The sequence below is a fragment of the Erwinia sp. L03-1 genome (assembly GCF_058686115.1).
Genome location: NZ_CM178762.1, coordinates 2,853,900 through 2,873,260 on the forward strand (window position 1 = coordinate 2,853,900; position 19,361 = coordinate 2,873,260).

Sequence of the window (19,361 nt, forward strand, 5' to 3'; positions counted from 1 at the left end):
ACCTGTTCGCTAAACTTCGTGCTTCACTAAAATAAGGCTTATTGACAACATGGTAGATAAACGCGAATCCTATACAAAAGAAGACCTCATTGCCTCTGGTCGCGGAGAATTATTTGGGGCTGAAGGCCCACCGTTACCCGCGGGCAACATGTTGATGATGGACCGCGTGGTCAAAATGACCGAAGACGGCGGCAACTACGGTAAAGGCTTTGTTGAAGCCGAACTGGATATCAGTCCTGACCTCTGGTTCTTCGGCTGCCACTTTATCAACGATCCGGTTATGCCAGGCTGTCTGGGCCTGGACGCCATGTGGCAGCTGGTAGGATTTTATCTGGGCTGGCTGGGGGCCGAAGGTAAAGGCCGTGCGCTGGGCGTTGGCGAAGTGAAATTCTCTGGTCAGATACTGCCCACGGCTAAGAAAGTTTCCTACCGTATCCATTTCAAGCGGGTGATTAATCGCAAGCTGGTCATGGGCGTGGCGGATGGTGAAGTGCTGGTCGACGGTCATGTTATCTATACCGCCAGCGATCTGAAAGTGGGCCTGTTTAAAGACACCAACGCTTTCTAAGATGCAGAAACGGAAACCTCCGCCCGGGCGGAGGTTATTCGTTGGTTAAACAGGATGATTATACCGAAACCGTCCTGTCCTCCATGGCTTGTCGCCACCCTCCCAACCAGTGAGACCTCGGTTCTATCGTTTGATAGGGACATATCTCTTTGGACCGTCCGGTAATACCGGCCTGATAACCGCGTGAATGTGCCCGTTCGAGTCGATCTCGTTTCTGTCTCTTCATCATGCCTGTTGTCCCCTCTTCAGGTCAGGTGGATTCTGGTGGAAAGAAATCAGCGGTTACTTACTGCGCAACCACCCTTAAGTTCTATCGCCATCAGAGACAAAAATCAATGCGCAATTTTCACGCCAGCGTCATCAAAATGACACGTCAGCCGGGAATGAGAACACCTTAAAATTGGCACTTTAAGGCTTTAAGGCGCTGTTTAAACATTAAAAAAGCCTTCGACCCTGGCAAACATCCGCTTGCAAAGATCAAAGGCTTAAGGGCAAAGATTAAATTATTTTAATTATTGCTAACTATCGAATTAGCAATAACCCGTGCTTCCTGCTGCCATCCTGCCGCCAGGGTTTTCACCAGCGCATCATAGCCATCTTTGTTTTGCGGCAGCGTCAGAGAAAAACTGCGCTTGATGATTTGCCCCTGATGCTCAAGGATCCAGTCCCCGCTAATCACCGCATGACCGTCATAGCGACCGTGGAAACCGGTAACGTTGACGTTGAGCTTGTCCTGCGACTGTCCCAGCGGTGAAGCAGATACCAGCCAGCCGGGCAGTGCTTCACCCAGATTGGCTACCAGCGTCTGCTGGAGCTGCTGGTCCAGCGGGCTGGCCCAGAGGTTATTACTGGCGATAACATACTGCACATCGCTGCGCTGAAACACCACGCCGTTGCCCGCAAGGTAGTCCGGCACGGCGACGTGCTCAACCCAAACCGCCGGGCGGCTGGCATCTTCACGGCTGCTTACCACCGTACTTTTACTGGCCGACGGCAACTGGTAGTAGTTCGTTTCCGGCGTACTGCTGCATCCGGCCAGCGTCAGCGCCAGCGCAATGGGGATCCATTTCATCATTGTTTCGCCCTCTTCGGCTGTGGGTCCTGCCCTGGTTTAGCCTGAAATACCAGCGCGTTACTTTTCGAGTTCAGCGTCTTCAGGACCGGCTGAAGTTCGCGCATCACCTGATCGAGCCTCTGCATATCGCCAACCATTTTGGTGTAGGCCGGTGAGCCAGGCTGGAAGCCCTTCATGCTGCGGTTCAGCTCGCGAAGGGTTTTCTGCATATCGGCTGGCAGATCCTTCATCGACTGACTGCTGGTGATTTGATTAACGTTATCCAGCGTTTTTTGCAATTCACGCATCGTCCGCTGGCTCTCCTTCAGCGTGCCGGTTGCCTGATTAATCATCGGATTCAGCGGCAGATTATTGATCTTATCCAGTGCATCCATCAGCTTTTGCTGGATTTGCGCCAGGCCGCCGCTGGTGGTTGGAATGAGTTCATAACCCGCAAAGGAGTCCGGACCGGTGAAAGGTTTGGCGTTATTGTAAAAATCAAGGTCGATATAGAGCGAGCCGGTGATCAGGTTCGCCGATTTAAGCGATGCGCGCAGGCCGCTTTTGATGCCGTCTTTAAGATGACGCTCAATATCAAAGTCTTTGCCCAGCATGCTCTGGAAGCGGTCTGGTTCGATACGGATCAGCACCGGAATGCGATAGTCGTTATTCAGTCGCTGAGCGATCTCCTTCGACTGGAACGGCACCTGAGCCACGGTTCCAAGACGTATGCCGCGGAATTCAACCGGGGCGCCCGCCTGCAGGCCGCGAATCGAATCGCTGAAGAACATCACGAAATCTTTATGCACCGTATAAAGCGAATCCTGGATACTCCGCTGATCGTCAAACAGGGTAAATTCGCTTTTGTTCTCGGCGACCTTGCCCAGCTCCCAGCCGTCTGGCACATCAAAGCTTACGCCGCCGCTAAACAGCGTGGTCAGCGACCCCATTTCCACGCGCATCCCCGACGCTGACATATCAACCGCAATGCCGCTGTCTTTCCAGAAACGCACATTGGTGGTAATCAGCCGATCGTAAGGCGCTGCGACAAAAAGCTGGTAGGTCATCATGCGCTTATCGGCATCAAAGTGGCTGGTTTCAACCGAACCCACGCGATAGCCCCGGAACAGTACCGGATCGCCCGGATTAAGCTGGCCCGCTTTGATGCTATCAAGCGTAATGTGGATCCCTTTCGCATCGGGTGGCGCCAGCGGGGGTGCATCAAGCAGCTGATACTCCTGCTTCTTTTCACCTTTATTGCCGGGCTGTAATTCGATATAGGCCCCGGAAAGTAGCGTACCCAGTCCAGTCACGCCTTCACGACCGATGGTCGGCTTGACCACCCAGAAGGCGCTGTCATCCTTAAGCAGTTTTTCCATTCCGGAATTGAGGCGGGCGGTTATCTCAACGTGATGCAGATCGTCCGTCAGTACCGCACTCTGCACAACACCCACGTCAACGCTGCGGCTCTTGATGGTGGTTTTCCCCCCTTCAATCCCCTCAGCATTGGTGGTTATCAGCGTCACCAGCGGTCCCTGATGACTGAAGTGATAAAAAAGGATCCACGCGCCAATCAGCACGGTGACGATGGGGATTATCCAGACGGGTGACCAGCGCTTGATTTGATCAACCGTCGCCACGTCGTGATTATTTTCCTTCAATTGCAGGCTCCTCAAGACTCTTTTCTCGTACACGATCCCAGGTCAAACGGGGGTCAAAGGTCATGGCGGCAAACATCGTCAGGATAACCACCATGGCAAACAGCAGCGCGCCGGGCGCGGGATAGATGTTCATCAATCTCCCCATACGGACCAGTGCGGAGAGGACGGCAATAACGAAGACGTCAATCATTGACCAGCGACCGACGAACTCCACCACCTCATAAATCTTGTGCATCTTTTCACTGTCGTGACGCCCCGGCCCCTGCCGGTTAGCATCCCAGCACAGCCAGCAAATCGCCATCATTTTCAGCGAGGGAACCATAATACTGGCAATGAAGATCACCATCGCGACCGGATAGGACCCCTCGCCCCACAGCAGCACGACGCCCGCCATAATGGTTGAGGTGATCTTACTGCCCAGCGCTTCGGTGATCATAATCGGCATCAGGTTGGCGGGGATATAAAGCAGCACCGAGGTGACCAGTAATGCCATGGTCCACTGCAGGCTGTGCCGCCGCCTTGCATGCCCTGGCGTGCCGCAGCGCGGACAGACCGAACGATCGGCGGCCAGCACGGCCGTACAGCAGCGGCAGGAGCGCATGCCCTGACGCAGCCCGCTGATACCGGCCTCCGGCGCGGCAGGGAGCGCAGGAACCGGGGCAATTTCCCCCCACAGCCAGCGGCGATCGACGCACTGAAACGCCCGCAGCTGCATAATGCAAAACAGGCACCAGGGGATAAAACTAGTGCCCACGCCAATACTGCCGTAGGCCATCAGCTTCACAAAGCTGACTAACACCCCGGCAAGAAAAATTTCAGCCATTCCCCAGCTTTTCATCCGGAACAGCATGCGTGCCATGCTCCGCCTGAACGTTTCCGGCAGGCGAACAGCATTTACCAGCAGCAGGATGATGATCATGCAGAGGGCGGGTACCGCCTGCACAAACAGAATAAACAGCGTCGCCAGGCTGCTGTAGTCTTCGGACACCATCACCTCGGGAATGCGCAGCAGGCTTATTTCACTGCTTAGACCCGAAACATTCATATTGATGAAGGGAAAAAGGTTGGCCAGTACCAGCATAAACAGGGCAGCCAGCGCATAGCCGGTGGGCCGCTTTCGCGGCTCCACCCAGCGCGAGACCAGCGTGGTCTCGCAGCGTGGGCAGCTGGCCTTGCTGCCCGGCTTAAGTTCCGGTAACTGCGTCATCAGATCACACTGCGGGCAAAGCATCCATCGTTCAGCGTGGTGATTCGAACACATTGTTGACCTCTGAGTGACTTAATTAATCATTTTTCAACGATTCAAGATATTCCCAGCGCTCGAAGGCCACTTCCAGCGCCTGCTCCGCCTGCGACAGCGCATCCAGAACTGGCTGCGTCACCTCATGGGGCTGGCTGAAAAAGCTGGCATCGGCCACCTGAGCCTGCAGGGATCCAAGCTGCTGCTCCAGATCTTCCATCTTTTGCGGTAGCTGTTCCAGTTCTCGCTGGACGTTATAGCTTAGCTTACTGGCTCCGCGCTTTGCCGGCTCGCTTTTTACACTTTCCTGACGCGAAGTCGTTGCCACGGCCTTCGCCGCCGCGCGATTCTGCTTCCAGGCCGCGCGCTGACGCTGCGCATCGTGATATCCGCCCACGAAGGTACCAATGTCACCCTGCCCGTCGAAAATCCAGCATTCGGTTACGGTATTGTCCACAAACTGACGATCGTGGCTGACCAGCAGTACCGTTCCCTGATAGCCGTCAATCAGCTCTTCAAGCAGTTCCAGCGTTTCAACATCCAGGTCGTTGGTCGGTTCATCGAGGATCAGCAGGTTGCTGGGCTTAAGGAACAGGCGCGCCAGCAGCAGACGGTTACGTTCACCACCCGAAAGTGCGCGAACCGGTGTCATGGCGCGTTTGGGGTGAAACAGGAACTCCTGCAGGTAACCCAGTACGTGGCGCGGCTTACCGTTAACCATCACCTCCTGCTTACCTTCGGCCAGGTTATCCATTACCGTCCGATCGGGATCGAGTTCGGCACGATGCTGATCAAAGTAGGCCACTTCCAGCTTGGTGCCGATATGCACGCGTCCGCTGTCGGCTTTAAGCTGTTCCAGCATCAGCTTCAGCAGCGTGGTTTTCCCGCAGCCGTTAGGGCCAATCAGGGCAATCTTATCGCCGCGCTGAACCTGGACGCTGAAGTCGCGCACCAGCTGTTTCTCACCCATGCGGTAGCTGACGTTCTCCAGCTCAAAGACGATTTTACCGGAGCGGCTCGCCTCTTCGACCTGCATGTTGGCTTTGCCCATCACTTCACGCCGCTCGGAGCGCTCGTTACGCAGCGCCTTAAGCGCGCGTACGCGGCCCTCGTTGCGCGTACGGCGGGCCTTGATGCCCTGACGGATCCACACCTCTTCCTGGGCCAGCTTGCGGTCGAATTCGGCATTCTGCATCTCTTCAACGCGCAGCGCTTCCTCTTTACCCAGCAGGTACTCATCATAATTTCCCGGCCATGAGACCAGCTTACCGCGATCGAGATCGACAATGCGCGTCGCCATATTGCGGATAAATGAGCGGTCATGGGAAATAAATATAATGCTGCCCTGGAAGGTTTTCAGGAAGGTTTCCAGCCAGTCAATGGTTTCAATATCCAGGTGGTTAGTTGGCTCGTCCAGCATCAGTACCCGAGGGTTACTAACCAGCGCGCGTCCCAGTGCCGCTTTGCGCAGCCAGCCGCCTGAAAGCGATGAAAGTGGCGCATCGGCGTCAAGTCCAATCTGCTTAAGAACATCGTGAATACGGGTTTCCAGCTGCCACAGATTCTGATGATCCAGAATGCTTTGCAGGCGCCCCATTTCATTCAGGTTTTTATCGCTCGGATCGGTCATCACCAGATGTGAGATGGCATGATAAGCCTTCAGGTACTCGGCCTGCTCATTAACGCCTTCCGCGACAAAGTCATACACCGACCCCTTTACGTTACGCGGCGGATCCTGCTGCAGACGGGCCACAACCAGATCCTGCTCATAGATGATGCGGCCATCGTCGAGCGGCTGCTCGCGGTTGATGATCTTCATCAGCGTGGATTTGCCCGCGCCGTTACGGCCGACCAGACAGACCCGCTCGTTTTCTTCAATGTGAAGCTCGGTGTTGTCCAACAGCGGTGCATCGCTGAATGACAGGTAGGCACCATGGATACTGATCAGAGACATAAAACTTATTCCTTACCGGCGTGGGTTATCAGCCAGCAGTTGTGAATTTGACGGTTACGGGCAAAGTCCTGAGACTGCGTTTTGCCGGTGATTTCCTGCGCGGCCAGGTTCAACCCTGCCAGCCCATCGTGGTCCATTTTGAACCCACGCTTATTATTAGAAAACATGATGGTACCGCCCTTCCGCAGCAGCCGTTTCAAATCGGTCATCAGCGACAAATGGTCGCGCTGCACGTCAAAACTCTCTTCCATTCGCTTGGAGTTGGAGAAGGTTGGCGGATCGATAAAGATCAGATCGAACTGTTCATCTGACGTTTGCAGCCAGTTCAGACAGTCGGCCTGCATCAGCCGGTGCTGTCTGCCGGTTAGCCCGTTCAGACGCAGGTTACGCTCTGCCCACTCCAGATAGGTACGTGACATATCCACCGTGGTGGTGCTTCGTGCACCGCCCAGGCCCGCATGGACGCTGGCGCTGCCGGTATAGGCAAACAGGTTGAGAAAGTCCTTGCCCTTGCTCATCTGACCGAGCATTTTTCGTGCCACGCGATGGTCGAGGAACAGTCCGGTATCCAGATAGTCGGTCAGGTTCACCCACAGCCTGGCGTTATATTCGGTAACCTCAAAAAAGTCGCCTTTCTCGCCCAGCTTCTGATACTGGCTTTTACCCTTCTGCCGCTCGCGCGTTTTCATAACCAGCCGGTTAGGCGGCAGATCCAATACGCTGAGGGTGGCAGAAATAACGTCAAACAGACGCTGACGCGCCTTCGCCGGTTCAATGGTTTTTGGCGGCGCGTACTCCTGCACGACCACCCAGTCGCCGTAGCGATCTACCGCGACGTTGTAGTCTGGCAGATCCGCGTCGTAAATGCGGTAGCATTCAATGCCTTCCTGGCGCGCCCACTTCTCCAGTTTCTTAAGGTTCTTACGCAGGCGGTTAGCGTAATCCTCGGCAATCTGCCCCACCGCGTTTGGCGAGGTGTTAACCGCCAGCGCGTAGTTTTTTTGCACGCAGTCCAGCGGGCCGTTTTTCGCCTTAAACTGGCGATCGGCACGCAGTTGCAGGCAGCTCAGCAGCTCGGGTGAAGCACTGAACAGGGAGAGATTCCAGCCGCCAAACTGGTTTTTCATAATGCGACCCAGCTGGCTGTGCAGCGCAATCAGCGCCGGTTCGCTTTCCAGGCGCTCGCCGTAGGGCGGGTTGCTCAGCACGGTGCCGGTTGGGCCATCCGGCAGAGGATTCTGCAGCTTAAGCGCATCCTGCACGGTATAGCTGATGATATCGGCCAGTCCGGCGCGGCGGGTATTCGCCCGCGCCCGTTCGATAACGCGGGAATCGTTGTCGTAGCCGTAAAAGCGGGAGGACGTTTCCTGCAGGCCACGCCGCGCGCGGACCTGGGCTTCGCTGCTGACTTCACGCCAGAGCGCTTCATCAAATTTAGCCCAGCCGGTGAATCCCCAGTGGGTACGGTGCAGACCCGGCGCACGATCGCTGGCGATCATCGCTGCTTCAATCAGCAGCGTCCCAGAACCACACAGCGGATCGACCAGCGGTGTGCCCGCCTGCCAGCCGGAACGCATAACAATGGCGGCTGCCAGATTTTCCTTAAGGGGAGCCTGACCGGTTTGCTGACGGTAGCCGCGCTGATGCAGCCCTTCACCGCTCAGGTCGAGCGCAATGCTGGCGGTATCCTTATTGAGCCAGACATTGACACGAATGTCCGGCTGCTCGCGATCCACATCCGGCCGCGCAAGGTTTTTACGGGTAAAGCTGTCAACGATGGCGTCTTTCACCTTAAGCGCGCCGTACTGACTGTTGCGGATAACCTCATTCAGGCCGCTAAAGTGAACGGCAAAGGTCTTATCGCTGCCGAACATCGCAGGCCAGTCGATAGCCTGGACGCCCAGATACAGGTCCAGATCGCTGTAGACAGCACATTCGGTAAGCGGCAGCAGGATGCGCGATGCCAGGCGGCTCCACATCAGGCTCTGGTACATCAGACGATCGTCACCCTGGAAATGTACGCCGCCCTGGACAATCTGGCAGCCTTCGGCCCCCAGGGTTTCCAGTTCACTTTTTAATAGCTCTTCGAGCCCACGCGCCGTACTGGCAAACAGAGAATTCATAGTGTCACTTGTCGTCTTCAGAAAATTGCTGCGCATTATAGCTAATCACAGGCCCATGTCATAAAGTTAGCTTCTTTTCGTTTGCGCCAGGTGAATTGCCCGGCTATCTGACGCCTTTATTTAACCGTTTATGCCTGGAGTGCATTATGTTGAGCCTGTCCCGCCTGTTTATCCATCCGGTAAAATCAATGCGTGGAACGCAGGTTTCCCTGGCCCAGGCGCGGGAAAGCGGTCTGGTATTTGATCGTAGCTTTATGATAACCGAACCGGACGGAACCTTTATCACCGCACGTCAGTATCCGGATATGGTGCTGTTCACACCTGCACTGACGCCGGATGGGCTATTTCTTTCTGCGCCGGATGGCAGCAGCGCCAGTATCCGCCTGGCGGATTTTCAGCCGACTCCCGCAACGACGATGGTTTGGGGCAATACCTTTACCTCGCAGATTGCCCCCGAGGCTATTAACCAGTGGCTGAGCGGCTTTTTCCCCCGCCCGGTACAGCTACGCTGGGTAGGGCCTGAGATGAGCCGGCGGGTAAAAGACTTTGCGCAGGTGCCGCTGAGCTTTGCCGATGGCTTTCCCTTTTTACTGATTAATGAGGCTTCGCTACAGGATCTGCGTCAGCGCTGCCCCGCAGGTGTCAGGCTTGAGCAGTTTCGCCCTAACCTGGTGGTGACCGGTGCCGCCGCCTGGGCGGAAGACAGCTGGTCAACGCTGCGCATTGGCGAAATCATTTTTGAAGTGCCAAAGCCCTGCAGCCGCTGCGTACTCACGACCGTTAGCCCGGAGCGAGGTCGCAAACACCCGAGCGGAGAGCCTCTGGCCACGCTGCAAACGTTCCGCAGCGCCACCGACGGCAGCGGCGATATTGATTTTGGCCTTAACTTACTGGCCAAAAATAGCGGCATCCTTCGCGTCGGAGACGAGCTGGAAGTGCTGTCGAGCAAACCTGCCCGCCGCTATGGGCCCGGCGAAGTGATTGAGACGCTTGATGTGGCCGCGGTTGCGGAAGGTAGCCTGTCGGTAAGCTGGGAGGATGAGCGTTTTACCGGCAATAACCAGCAGGTTTTGCTGGAACAGCTGGAGATGAAGGGCTATCGGGTGCCCTACTCCTGCAGAGCGGGCATTTGCGGCAGCTGCAAAGTCAGGCTGGTCGCCGGAGAGGTCACGCCGCTTAAAAAAGGCGCAGTGCGCAACGATGGCACAATCCTCAGCTGCAGCTGCATTCCTGCAGGCGACCTGGTGCTGCGTTCTGCCGGATGATAGCGCCTAATCTCAGGCGTTAGACGGCTCTGGCAAAGCTGTGGGCGGACTCTTTCGCCAGCGGAATAAGGCGATCGTGCATCACTTTAATTGCATCACCCAGCGCCATGCTGCGACCGGCCACGGTTAGCTCAGGCTGCGCAAGCAGGCAAAGCGCAGCCTTTTCGCCCGCTTCCGCCACCAGCAGCGTCGCCCACTCGCCGGTTTCACAGAGTTTCACACTCACCAGCTCGCCCTCTGCCGGATGGCAGTGGCCTGGATGCGTTTCAAAATGCCAGCTTTTGGGCATCAGGGGCTTAAGGAAGCGGCAGGCCACCAGCGCGTTCAGCACCAGCTGCGTGAGTTGTTCGCTATCCAGGTTGCAGCGCCGACAGCTCTCTTCAAAGCTGAAAAACATTGCGGCATCGTCAACGCAGAAGCCTGCGGCGCTAAAGGCATCCGGCGTCAATACCTTGCGCGTAAAGCGCGATCGGAACATCGAGCCGTCCGCAAAATCCAGCATCATGCAATCCTGCTCTGCATCGAAATACCAGCGCCAGCTGTCGTCAGGTTTATTTCTCATGATGTATTCCATTGTAATACTTATTTACATTACGGACGCAAAATTAGCATAAGAACGTCGGGCGAAACCGCAATAAATAGAGTCCATCGCGTCCTGAGAGTAAGCATTGCGGTTAAACAGGATAAAATATAAACGAGCCAGCGGGGAAAATAAAGCCCCAGGCAGATAACCTGGGACCCGAAGCAATATTTTCGAGATAATTCCGGCAGGATATCGCACATAAAAGCGGCAGTGCGACGGGTGAAATGTCGGAGAGGGTCCGATTTATCCTTTCCAATAAAATAGCGCCGTCGGGACAGGCGCCGGGATGGCATTCACCCTCAGAGGTGGTTCACAATTTCTTTTATCAGCGGCGGGCCTTTATAAATAAACCCGGAATACACCTGAATGAGCGAAGCGCCAGCCGCTAATTTTTCCCGCGCTGAGACCAGTGAATCTATGCCCCCAACGCCGATAATCGGTAGCCGCCCCTGGAGTTCCTGCGACAGGCGACGAATGATTTCCGTACTGCGTGACTGAACGGGACGACCGCTTAGCCCTCCCGCTTCGTCGGCATGTTTTAATCCGGCGACCAGAGAACGATCGAGCGTCGTATTGGTGGCAATAACACCCTCAATATTATGGCGCACCAGACTGTCGGCAATTTGGCTTAGCTCCTCTTCGGAAAGATCCGGGGCGATCTTTACCGCCAGAGGAACATATTTATGATGGCGCGCGGCAAGATCTTTCTGCTTCTCTTTAATCGCTTTTAGCAAATCATCCAGCGCTTCGCCATATTGCAGCGTACGCAGGCCAGGGGTATTGGGAGAAGATATATTGATCGCGATGTAGCCTGCATAAGGATAAATTTTCTCCATGCAGATTAAATAATCTTCCTTACCCTGCTCAACCGGTGTGTCTTTATTTTTACCGATATTGATCCCCAGCACGCCGTCAAAATGCGACTTTTTAACGTTTTCCACCAGCTGGTCGACACCGAGATTATTGAATCCCATACGGTTAATGATGCCTTCAGCCTCCAGCACGCGGAACATTCTTGGCTTATCGTTTCCCGCCTGCGGACGCGGGGTCACCGTACCCACTTCTATAAAGCCAAAGCCCAGTGCGCCCAGTGCATCTATACATTCACCATTTTTATCCAGTCCTGCGGCCAGACCCAGCGGATTTTTGAACGTCAGCCCCATGCAGTTAACGGGCTTGAAAGGCAGCGACTGGCGGATCAAAGGCAGCAGGGGCGTCCCGGTAATGCGGTGCAATTGCCGGAGCGTCAACTCATGCGCGCGCTCAGCATCAAGCTGGAAAAGCGCCTTACGGACCAGAGGGTAATACATAAAGGCTCCTGAATGACCCCAGCAGTGGGGCTGATTAAAAAGGTATACGCCGAACTGCATGTCAGTGGCGTGACGCTGTGCGCGGGGCAAAATGGTAAAGTCCTTTTGACTTAATGTAAAACGATTGCGCGCATCCCGCCCTAAATCCACGGGCGACTCTTATTCGGAAAGTAACTTATAAATGCCGGATAAATCATTTAAGCCTGTTTCCTCACTCTGTCAGGATAAGCCTGTTCGTTATCTAATATGTTTAATCAATAACTTTTAGTTATAAGGAGAGGCGATGCGCGTTATTACTCTGGCGGGAAGTCCTCGCTATCCCTCACGCTCAACGGCGTTACTGACCCTTTGTCAGCATGCGCTTGAGGAACGCGGCGTGGACGTTATTCCGTGGAATCTGCACAATTTCCCTCCGGAAGATCTGCTTAATGCCCGCTTTGATTCCCCTGCGCTGCTGGCATTTAAGGAAGACCTTGCGGGTGCCGATGGCGTGATCGTTGCCACCCCGGTCTATAAAGCCTCTTTTTCCGGTGCCCTGAAAACCATTCTCGATCTTCTACCCGAGCGGGCGCTTGAGCATAAAGTGGTTCTGCCGCTGGCAACGGGCGGCACTGTGGCACATATGCTCGCGGTGGATTACGCCCTTAAGCCCGTACTGAGCGCGCTTAAGGCGCAGGAAGTCCTGCACGGCGTGTTCGCCGATGATACGCAGGTGACCCATTACGATCGCCAGCCAGAGCTGTCTCCGGTGCTTGAGGCGCGTATTGCCGAGTCCATTGAAACTTTCTGGCAGGCGCTGTCTCGTCGCCATCAGCCGCTGGCCGTTGCCGTCTGATTAAGGAACCCGATCGTGAAGCTGTTTGCAAAAGTAACGGGCACCTTGATGCTCGTCGTCATAATATTGCATAGCGCGCTGGCGGCCGACTCCCCTGCCCCTGAAACCTTCCGGATTGGTTATCAGAAAGGGTCGGTCAGTATGGTGCTGACAAAATCGCACCAGCTGCTGGAAAAGCGCTTCCCTGACACGCACTTCAAATGGGTCGAATTCCCTGCGGGGCCACAAATGCTGGAAGCGCTTAACGTTAACAGTATCGATCTCGGCAGTACCGGCGATATTCCACCCATTTTTGCCCAGGCCGCCGGGGCCGACCTGCTCTACGTCGGCCAGGAACCCCCCAAGCCCAGGGCTGAAGTGATTCTGGTGGCGAAAAACAGCCCTTATAAAACTGTTGCCGATCTGAAAGGCCATAAAGTGGCGCTACAGAAAGGCTCCAGCTCGCACAATCTGCTGCTCAGGGCGCTGGGAAAAGCCGGCCTGAAATTCAGCGACATTAAACCCGTCTGGCTAACGCCCGCCGATGCACGCGCGGCTTTCCAGCAGGGCGATGTCGATGCCTGGGCCATCTGGGATCCGTACTACTCCGCCGCGCTGTTGCAGGGCGGCGTGCGGGTGCTTACCGACGGCAGCCAGCTTAATCAAACCGGTTCGTTCTATCTGGCTACGCGTTCATTTACCGAGGCCCACGGCGCGTTTATCAGCCAGGTGCTGGAGACGTTCAGCCAGGCAGATGCGTTGACCCAAAGCGACCGCGATAACAGTATCGCCCTGCTGTCCAGCACCATGGGCCTGCCTAAAGCGGTCATCGCCAGCTATCTGGATCACCGTCCGCCAACGACCATTACCCCCGTCAGCGACAAAACGGAAAAAACGCAGCAGCAGACCGCCGATTTATTCTATGCCAACCATTTAATGCCGGTGAAGGTGGATATTTCCAGCCGCATCTGGCACGCCCCCACCGTGAACTGATTAAGGAGTTACGCGATGAGTCTTTCCGTTTTCTGGTTTCTTCCTACCCACGGTGATGGTCACTATCTGGGTACCGCCGAAGGGGCACGCCCGGTCGACCACGGCTATCTGCAACAGGTTGCGCAGGCTGCGGACAGGCTGGGTTTTGGCGGGGTATTGATCCCTACCGGACGCTCCTGTGAAGATGCCTGGCTGGTCGCGGCATCACTGATCCCGGTCACCCAGCGGCTGCGCTTTCTGGTGGCGCTGCGCCCCGGCGTGGTCTCACCCACCCAGGCCGCCCGTCAGGCCGCCACGCTTGACCGTTTATCGAATGGTCGTGCGCTGTTCAACCTGGTCACCGGCGGCGATGCCGACGAGCTGGCCGGTGACGGCGTGTTCCTCGATCATCGTGAGCGCTATGAAGAATCGGCGGAATTTACCCGCATCTGGCGTCGCGTGCTGGAGGGCGAGACGGTGGACTATGAAGGTAAACACGTCAGGGTGCGCGGTGCGCGCCTGATGTTTAAGCCAGTACAGCAGCCGCGTCCTCCACTCTGGTTTGGCGGTTCCTCAGCGCCAGCCCAGGATCTGGCCGCCGAACAGGTCGATGTCTATCTGACCTGGGGCGAGCCCCCCGCGCAGGTTAAAGAGAAGATTGAGCAGGTCCGCGCCAAAGCGGCGGCGCAGGGCCGTAGCGTTAAATTTGGCATTCGCCTGCATGTGATCGTTCGCGAGACGAATGAAGAAGCCTGGCGCGCCGCCGACCGCCTGATCTCCCATCTGGATGATGCCACCATCGCCAGAGCGCAGGCCGCGCTGGCGCGAACGGACTCCGTCGGCCAGCAGCGTATGGCGGCCCTGCACGGAGGGCGCAGGGACAAGCTGGAAATCAGCCCCAACCTCTGGGCCGGCGTTGGACTGGTGCGCGGCGGTGCCGGAACGGCACTGGTGGGCGATGGCGAAACGGTTGCCGCCCGGATGCAGGAGTATGCCGACCTGGGCATTGAAACCTTTATTCTCTCCGGCTACCCGCATCTTGAGGAAGCTTACCGCGTGGGGGAACTGCTGTTCCCGCATCTGGATTTAGCGGTGCCTGAGATCCCGCAGCCCCGGGCCGTTGTCGCTCACGGCGAAGCGGTAGCCCATGATTTTGCCCCACAAAAAGTCTCCCAGAGCTGAGGTAGCCATGAACAAGCAGCTTAAGCGTATCAACAATCAGCTTATTCCCTGGGCGCTGCCGATCGCGCTGGTGGTGGTGTGGCAGATTGCCTCACAAACCGGCTGGCTCTCCAACCGGATTTTACCCTCGCCGGAGGCGATCGTGGTGACCTTCTGGCACCTGACGGTCAGCGGTGAACTGTGGCAGCACCTGGCCATCAGCAGCTGGCGTGCCGCCGTTGGCTTCGGCATCGGCGGATCCATCGGGCTGATTCTTGGCCTGATAACCGGCATGTCCCGCCTGGGGGAGCGTCTGCTGGACACCTCAATTCAGATGCTGCGTAACGTTCCGCATCTGGCGCTGATCCCGCTGGTTATCCTCTGGTTCGGCATCGACGAATCGGCCAAAATTTTCCTGGTGGCCCTCGGCACCATGTTCCCCATTTATCTCAACACCTACCACGGCATCCGCAACATTGACCGGGGGCTGGTGGAGATGGCACGCAGCTATGGGCTTTCTGGCTGGAGTCTGTTTATTCAGGTGGTGCTGCCGGGCGCGCTGCCGTCAATTATGGTTGGCGTACGCTTCGCGCTGGGTTTGATGTGGCTGACGCTAATCGTGGCTGAAACCATCTCAGCGAACTCCGGCATTGGCTATCTGGCCATGAACGCCCGTGAGTTTTTACAAACCGATGTGGTGGTGGTCGCCATTATTTTATACGCCCTGCTTGGCAAGCTGGCCGACGTCAGCGCGTTGCTGCTTGAACGCTGGTGGCTGCGCTGGCATCCCGCTTACCAACTGAAGGAGGATTTCGCATGAGTGACGTTAACACCTCTCCCGCGCGTCTTAATGCCGGAACGCCTCTGGCGATTAACGGCGTAAGCAAGCAGTACAATGGTCGTACGGTGCTGAATGACATTAATCTGCATATCCCTTCCGGCCAGTTTGTGGCGGTAGTCGGACGCAGCGGCTGCGGTAAAAGCACCCTGCTGCGCCTGCTGGCCGGACTGGAAAAGACCTCGACCGGCGCACTGTTAGCGGGTAGCGCGCCGCTTAGCCAGGCGAAAGACGACACCCGGCTGATGTTTCAGGATGCGCGCCTGCTGCCGTGGAAAAGCGTAATTGATAACGTCGGGCTGGGCCTTAAAGGGCGTGCCTGGAAAGAGGCGGCGCGGCAGGCGCTGGAGGCTGTGGGTCTCGCAGAGCGCGCAGCAGAGTGGCCTGCGGCACTGTCGGGCGGCCAGAAGCAGCGTGTGGCGCTGGCGCGTGCGCTGATCCACCGTCCCGGTCTGCTGCTGCTGGATGAGCCGCTGGGGGCGCTGGATGCCCTGACGCGCATTGAAATGCAGGACCTGATCGAATCCCTGTGGCAGAAGCACCATTTTACCGTGCTGCTGGTTACCCACGACGTCAGCGAAGCGGTGGCAATGGCTGACCGTGTGCTGCTGATCGAAGAGGGAGAGATTGGGCTGGATTTGACCATCGATCTGCCCCGCCCCCGCCGTAAAGGTTCCGTCAGGCTGGCAGAGCTGGAAGCGAAGGTGCTGGACCGGGTGATGAAGCGCTCGCCCGCGGAAGCAGAAAAGCATTACGCACAGCGATAAAGCGTGCGCATCTTTGATGCCACGCCCGGGCAGCAGGACGACAGTCGTGAGGATTAGGATCTTATCCGGTCGCGAGCGGGTCTCACACGGCACCCAATCCCGCCTTAAATAAAAAAACCGCCGCTTCCCGGTCAGTCATGCTGACAGGGAAGCGGCGGTCTGGGGCGTTTTTAGTGAATTCCGCCGTCGACTAGCGCCGACCTTTAGGCATTGAGCGCTTTGGTTATCTTCTCGAAAAGATCGCCTGAGAGCTTCTCCAGCCCCTGTAGCTGTTCCAGCGCCTGGCGCATCAGCGTTTGACGCGACGCATCGTAGCGTTTAAGACGGATCAGCGGCTCAATCATTCTGGAGGCCACCTGCGGATTACGGGTGTTCAGATCGGTTAAAATCTCAACCAGGAACTGATAGCCGCTACCGTCGGCCGCATGGAACGCCGCCGGATTGCCGGAAGCAAATGCGCCGATCAGCGATCGAATACGGTTTGGATTACTCAGGGTAAAGGATCGATGTCCGAGCAGCGCCTTAACCTGACTTAAGACGTCCGGCGCGGGGCTGGTCGCCTGCAGGGCGAACCACTTATCCATCACCAGGCCATCTTTATGCCAGCGGTTGTCAAAGGCTTCCAGTAGCGCATCCCGGCAGGGCAGCCCGGCTGCCACCGCCGCCGACATAGCAGCCAGCGAGTCAGTCATATTATTCGCCTGCTCAAACTGCGCGGTAACCACTTTTTCCGCCAGCGCCTCGTCGCCAAAGGCCAGATAGCCCAGACAGACGTTTTTCAGCGCGCGCTTCGCCATGTCAGCATGTTCAACCCGATACGTCAGAGTATGGTGCGCGTTATAAATCGCCAGCCATTCGTCAGCCAGTTCGGTTGCCAGCAGGCGCACCATCGCGGCGCGCACGTCGGAAATTGCCTGTGGATCGATTATCTCGAACAGCTCGGCAATTTCATTCTCGCCCGGCAGCGAGAGGATCAGCGCCATCAGCGCCGGATCGCTGTTCTCTTCCAGCAGCACGGCGCGGAAAGCATCGGCAACGTGGAGCGGCAAAGAGAGCGGCTGGCCCTGCTGATAGCGCGCAACGTTGAGACGAATATAGATCGCCAGCAGACTCTGTGCCGCATCCCAGCGGGCGAAGTCGTTACGGGCGTGACGCATCAGGAAGGTGAGCTGCGCATCGCTCCAGTTATACTCCAGCTTCACCGGCGCAGAGAATTCGCGCAGCAGAGAGGGTACCGGCTGGAAGTAGACGTTATCGAAAACGAATGACTGGAACTCTTCCGTCACGTTCAGTACGTGATGCACCGGATGCCCGTTGTGCTGAAGCGGGATCACCCTGCCCTCGGCATCGTACAGTTCAATATCGAGCGGAATATGCAGCGGCAGCTTCTCTTTCTGATCGGCCGTCGGCGGCGTCACCTGGGTGACGTGCAGCGTATACTGCTCCAGTTCAGGGTTGTAGTCATCGCGCACGGTCAGCACCGGCGTGCCGGACTGGCTGTACCAGCGACGGAACTGGGAGAGATCGACGTTGGATGCGTCCTCCAGCGCCTGCACAAATTCATCGCAGGTAGCTGCGCTGCCGTCGTGGCGCTCGAAGTAGAGCTGAATGCCCTTCTGGAAGTTCTCTTCACCCAACAGGGTGTGCAGCATGCGGATCACTTCTGAACCTTTCTCATACACCGTCAGGGTGTAAAAGTTGTTCATTTCGATAACCTGCTCAGGGCGGATCGGATGCGCCATCGGACTGGCATCTTCAGCAAACTGGGCGCCACGCATGATGCGCACGTTGTCGATGCGGTTAACCGCACGCGACCCCAGATCGGAACTGAACTCCTGATCGCGGAACACCGTCAGCCCCTCTTTCAGGCTGAGCTGGAACCAGTCGCGGCAGGTGACGCGGTTGCCGGTCCAGTTATGGAAATATTCGTGACCGATCACCGCTTCAATGCCGAGATAGTCTTTATCGGTTGCCGTTTCCGCCTTCGCCAGCACGTATTTGGAGTTAAAGACGTTGAGGCCCTTATTTTCCATCGCACCCATATTAAAGAAGTCGACGGCGACGATCATAAAGATATCCAGGTCGTACTCCAGACCGAAACGCTCCTCGTCCCATTTCATGCTGTTTTTGAGCGAGGTCATCGCCCAGTCGGCGCGATCGAGATTACCGCGATCGACAAAGATCTCCAGCGCGACGTCGCGTCCAGAGCGCGTTCTGAAGCTGTCGCGCAGCACATCGAAATCGCCCGCGACCAGCGCAAACAGATAGCAGGGTTTAGGGAAAGGATCTTCCCACTTCATCCAGTGACGCCCGTCTTCCATCTGGCCGCCGTCTACGCGGTTACCGTTAGAGAGCAGGAAGGGATAGCGTGTTTTTTCAGCAATGATAGTGGTGGTAAAACGCGCCAGCACGTCCGGCCGGTCAAGATACCAGGTGATATTGCGAAAGCCTTCGGCCTCGCACTGGGTGCAGAGTGCATCGCCCGATTTGTACAGGCCATCCAGCGCGGTGTTTTGATCCGGATGAATGTCATTGACAATTTTCAGAGTGAACGCGTCGGGAAGCTGGCTGATATACAGCGCATCCGCCTCCTGGCGATAGTGCGGCCAGGGGGTGTCGTCGATCGTCAGCGAAACGAGCGTCAGATTCTCGCCATCAAGACGTAATTCACCCGCCGCCGGATTCAGCCGTTTGATCTGGCTGATGGCGGTGACCTGCGTCGTGCTGGCATCCAGGATAAACGTCAGGTCAATATCGGTGATGGTATAATCGGGTGCACGGTAATCATGGCGATTTTTGGCTTGCGGCAGTTGCGTCATAGGGCGTTCTCACGTCGACAATTAGTTAATCATTTCAAGTCTATTCCTGTTAGCGACATGTTGCCACGTACAATCCTGTCCCGACAGAAATAATGCGCCCTAAATACACATTTCATTAACAAGCGCACAGATTGCCCTCGACCTGAACCGATGATTTATGCTGTGATTGAGTTCAATAAATGAGGATTCACGTTATACTCCTGCGTCTTTACTATTTTGAACCAGGGATAAC

General features: G+C 56.4%; 16 protein-coding genes. 7 read left to right on the forward strand and 9 right to left on the reverse strand.

Annotation, left to right across the window (positions count from 1 at the left end; all coding sequences use genetic code 11):
* Positions 1-49 precede the first annotated feature (49 nt).
* Positions 50-568, forward strand: coding sequence for a bifunctional 3-hydroxydecanoyl-ACP dehydratase/trans-2-decenoyl-ACP isomerase (gene fabA / locus AC4PCC_RS13225; protein ID WP_067702941.1), 519 nt, complete (start codon positions 50-52; stop codon positions 566-568).
* A 58-nt stretch (positions 569-626) separates the two neighbouring features.
* Here the strand turns inward: fabA and rmf are convergent, their stop codons facing one another.
* The 6 genes from rmf to rlmKL form a co-directional block, all read right to left on the reverse strand.
* A complete protein-coding gene (gene rmf, locus AC4PCC_RS13230) occupies positions 627-794 on the reverse strand; it encodes a ribosome modulation factor (protein ID WP_073980969.1) in 168 nt (55 codons plus the stop codon).
* A 282-nt stretch (positions 795-1,076) separates the two neighbouring features.
* Positions 1,077-1,643 (reverse strand): membrane integrity-associated transporter subunit PqiC, encoded by a 567-nt coding sequence (gene pqiC, locus AC4PCC_RS13235; protein WP_492124824.1) that lies wholly within the window; start codon positions 1,641-1,643, stop codon positions 1,077-1,079.
* A complete protein-coding gene (gene pqiB, locus AC4PCC_RS13240; RefSeq protein ID WP_492124825.1) occupies positions 1,640-3,283 on the reverse strand; it encodes an intermembrane transport protein PqiB in 1,644 nt (547 codons plus the stop codon). The genes pqiC and pqiB overlap by 4 nt, the downstream gene beginning before the upstream one ends.
* Positions 3,270-4,544, reverse strand: a complete 1,275-nt coding sequence (gene pqiA / locus AC4PCC_RS13245) for a membrane integrity-associated transporter subunit PqiA (RefSeq protein ID WP_492124826.1) — start codon at positions 4,542-4,544, stop codon at positions 3,270-3,272. The genes pqiB and pqiA overlap by 14 nt, the downstream gene beginning before the upstream one ends.
* Positions 4,545-4,566: 22 nt before the next feature.
* Complete coding sequence (locus tag AC4PCC_RS13250; protein ID WP_492124827.1) at positions 4,567-6,477, reverse strand: ABC transporter ATP-binding protein; 1,911 nt, start codon at positions 6,475-6,477, stop codon at positions 4,567-4,569.
* A 5-nt stretch (positions 6,478-6,482) separates the two neighbouring features.
* Positions 6,483-8,600, reverse strand: coding sequence for a bifunctional 23S rRNA (guanine(2069)-N(7))-methyltransferase RlmK/23S rRNA (guanine(2445)-N(2))-methyltransferase RlmL (rlmKL, locus tag AC4PCC_RS13255; RefSeq protein WP_492124828.1), 2,118 nt, complete (start codon positions 8,598-8,600; stop codon positions 6,483-6,485).
* Between the two features lie 146 nt (positions 8,601-8,746).
* Between rlmKL and AC4PCC_RS13260 the strand changes: the two genes are divergently transcribed.
* Positions 8,747-9,865: a YcbX family protein gene (locus AC4PCC_RS13260; RefSeq protein ID WP_492124829.1), complete on the forward strand. Its 1,119-nt coding sequence runs from the start codon at positions 8,747-8,749 to the stop codon at positions 9,863-9,865.
* 19 nt (positions 9,866-9,884) lie between these two features.
* On the opposite strand, the gene AC4PCC_RS13265 is transcribed toward AC4PCC_RS13260, so the two are convergent.
* Complete coding sequence (locus tag AC4PCC_RS13265) at positions 9,885-10,427, reverse strand: cell division protein ZapC (RefSeq protein ID WP_492124830.1); 543 nt, start codon at positions 10,425-10,427, stop codon at positions 9,885-9,887.
* Positions 10,428-10,747: 320 nt separating this feature from the next.
* Positions 10,748-11,758 carry a quinone-dependent dihydroorotate dehydrogenase gene (gene pyrD, locus AC4PCC_RS13270; RefSeq protein ID WP_345831283.1) on the reverse strand — a complete coding sequence of 337 codons (1,011 nt, stop codon included), beginning with the start codon at positions 11,756-11,758 and terminating at the stop codon, positions 10,748-10,750.
* A 283-nt stretch (positions 11,759-12,041) separates the two neighbouring features.
* On the opposite strand from pyrD, the gene ssuE reads away from it, so the two are divergent.
* Genes ssuE through ssuB form a run of 5 tightly spaced genes read left to right on the forward strand, consistent with a single transcriptional unit; the run spans position 12,042 to position 16,310 of the window.
* Positions 12,042-12,593, forward strand: a complete 552-nt coding sequence (ssuE, locus tag AC4PCC_RS13275) for an NADPH-dependent FMN reductase (protein ID WP_492124831.1) — start codon at positions 12,042-12,044, stop codon at positions 12,591-12,593.
* A 48-nt stretch (positions 12,594-12,641) separates the two neighbouring features.
* Entirely contained in the window at positions 12,642-13,565 is a 924-nt protein-coding gene (locus AC4PCC_RS13280) for a sulfonate ABC transporter substrate-binding protein (RefSeq protein ID WP_492124832.1), read from the forward strand.
* Positions 13,566-13,580: 15 nt separating this feature from the next.
* On the forward strand, positions 13,581-14,726 hold the full coding sequence (ssuD, locus tag AC4PCC_RS13285) for an FMNH2-dependent alkanesulfonate monooxygenase (RefSeq protein ID WP_492124833.1): 1,146 nt from the start codon (positions 13,581-13,583) through the stop codon (positions 14,724-14,726).
* 7 nt (positions 14,727-14,733) lie between these two features.
* On the forward strand, positions 14,734-15,525 hold the full coding sequence (gene ssuC / locus AC4PCC_RS13290; protein ID WP_067702910.1) for an aliphatic sulfonate ABC transporter permease SsuC: 792 nt from the start codon (positions 14,734-14,736) through the stop codon (positions 15,523-15,525).
* The gene (ssuB, locus tag AC4PCC_RS13295; RefSeq protein WP_067702906.1) at positions 15,522-16,310 is read left to right on the forward strand and encodes an aliphatic sulfonates ABC transporter ATP-binding protein; all 789 of its coding nucleotides are present in this window, start codon (positions 15,522-15,524) and stop codon (positions 16,308-16,310) included. Before ssuC ends, ssuB begins: the two co-directional genes overlap by 4 nt.
* 203 nt (positions 16,311-16,513) lie before the next feature.
* Here ssuB and pepN read toward each other — a convergent pair whose 3' ends face one another.
* Positions 16,514-19,129 (reverse strand): aminopeptidase N, encoded by a 2,616-nt coding sequence (gene pepN, locus AC4PCC_RS13300; protein WP_492124834.1) that lies wholly within the window; start codon positions 19,127-19,129, stop codon positions 16,514-16,516.
* Between the last annotated feature and the right edge of the window lie 232 nt (positions 19,130-19,361).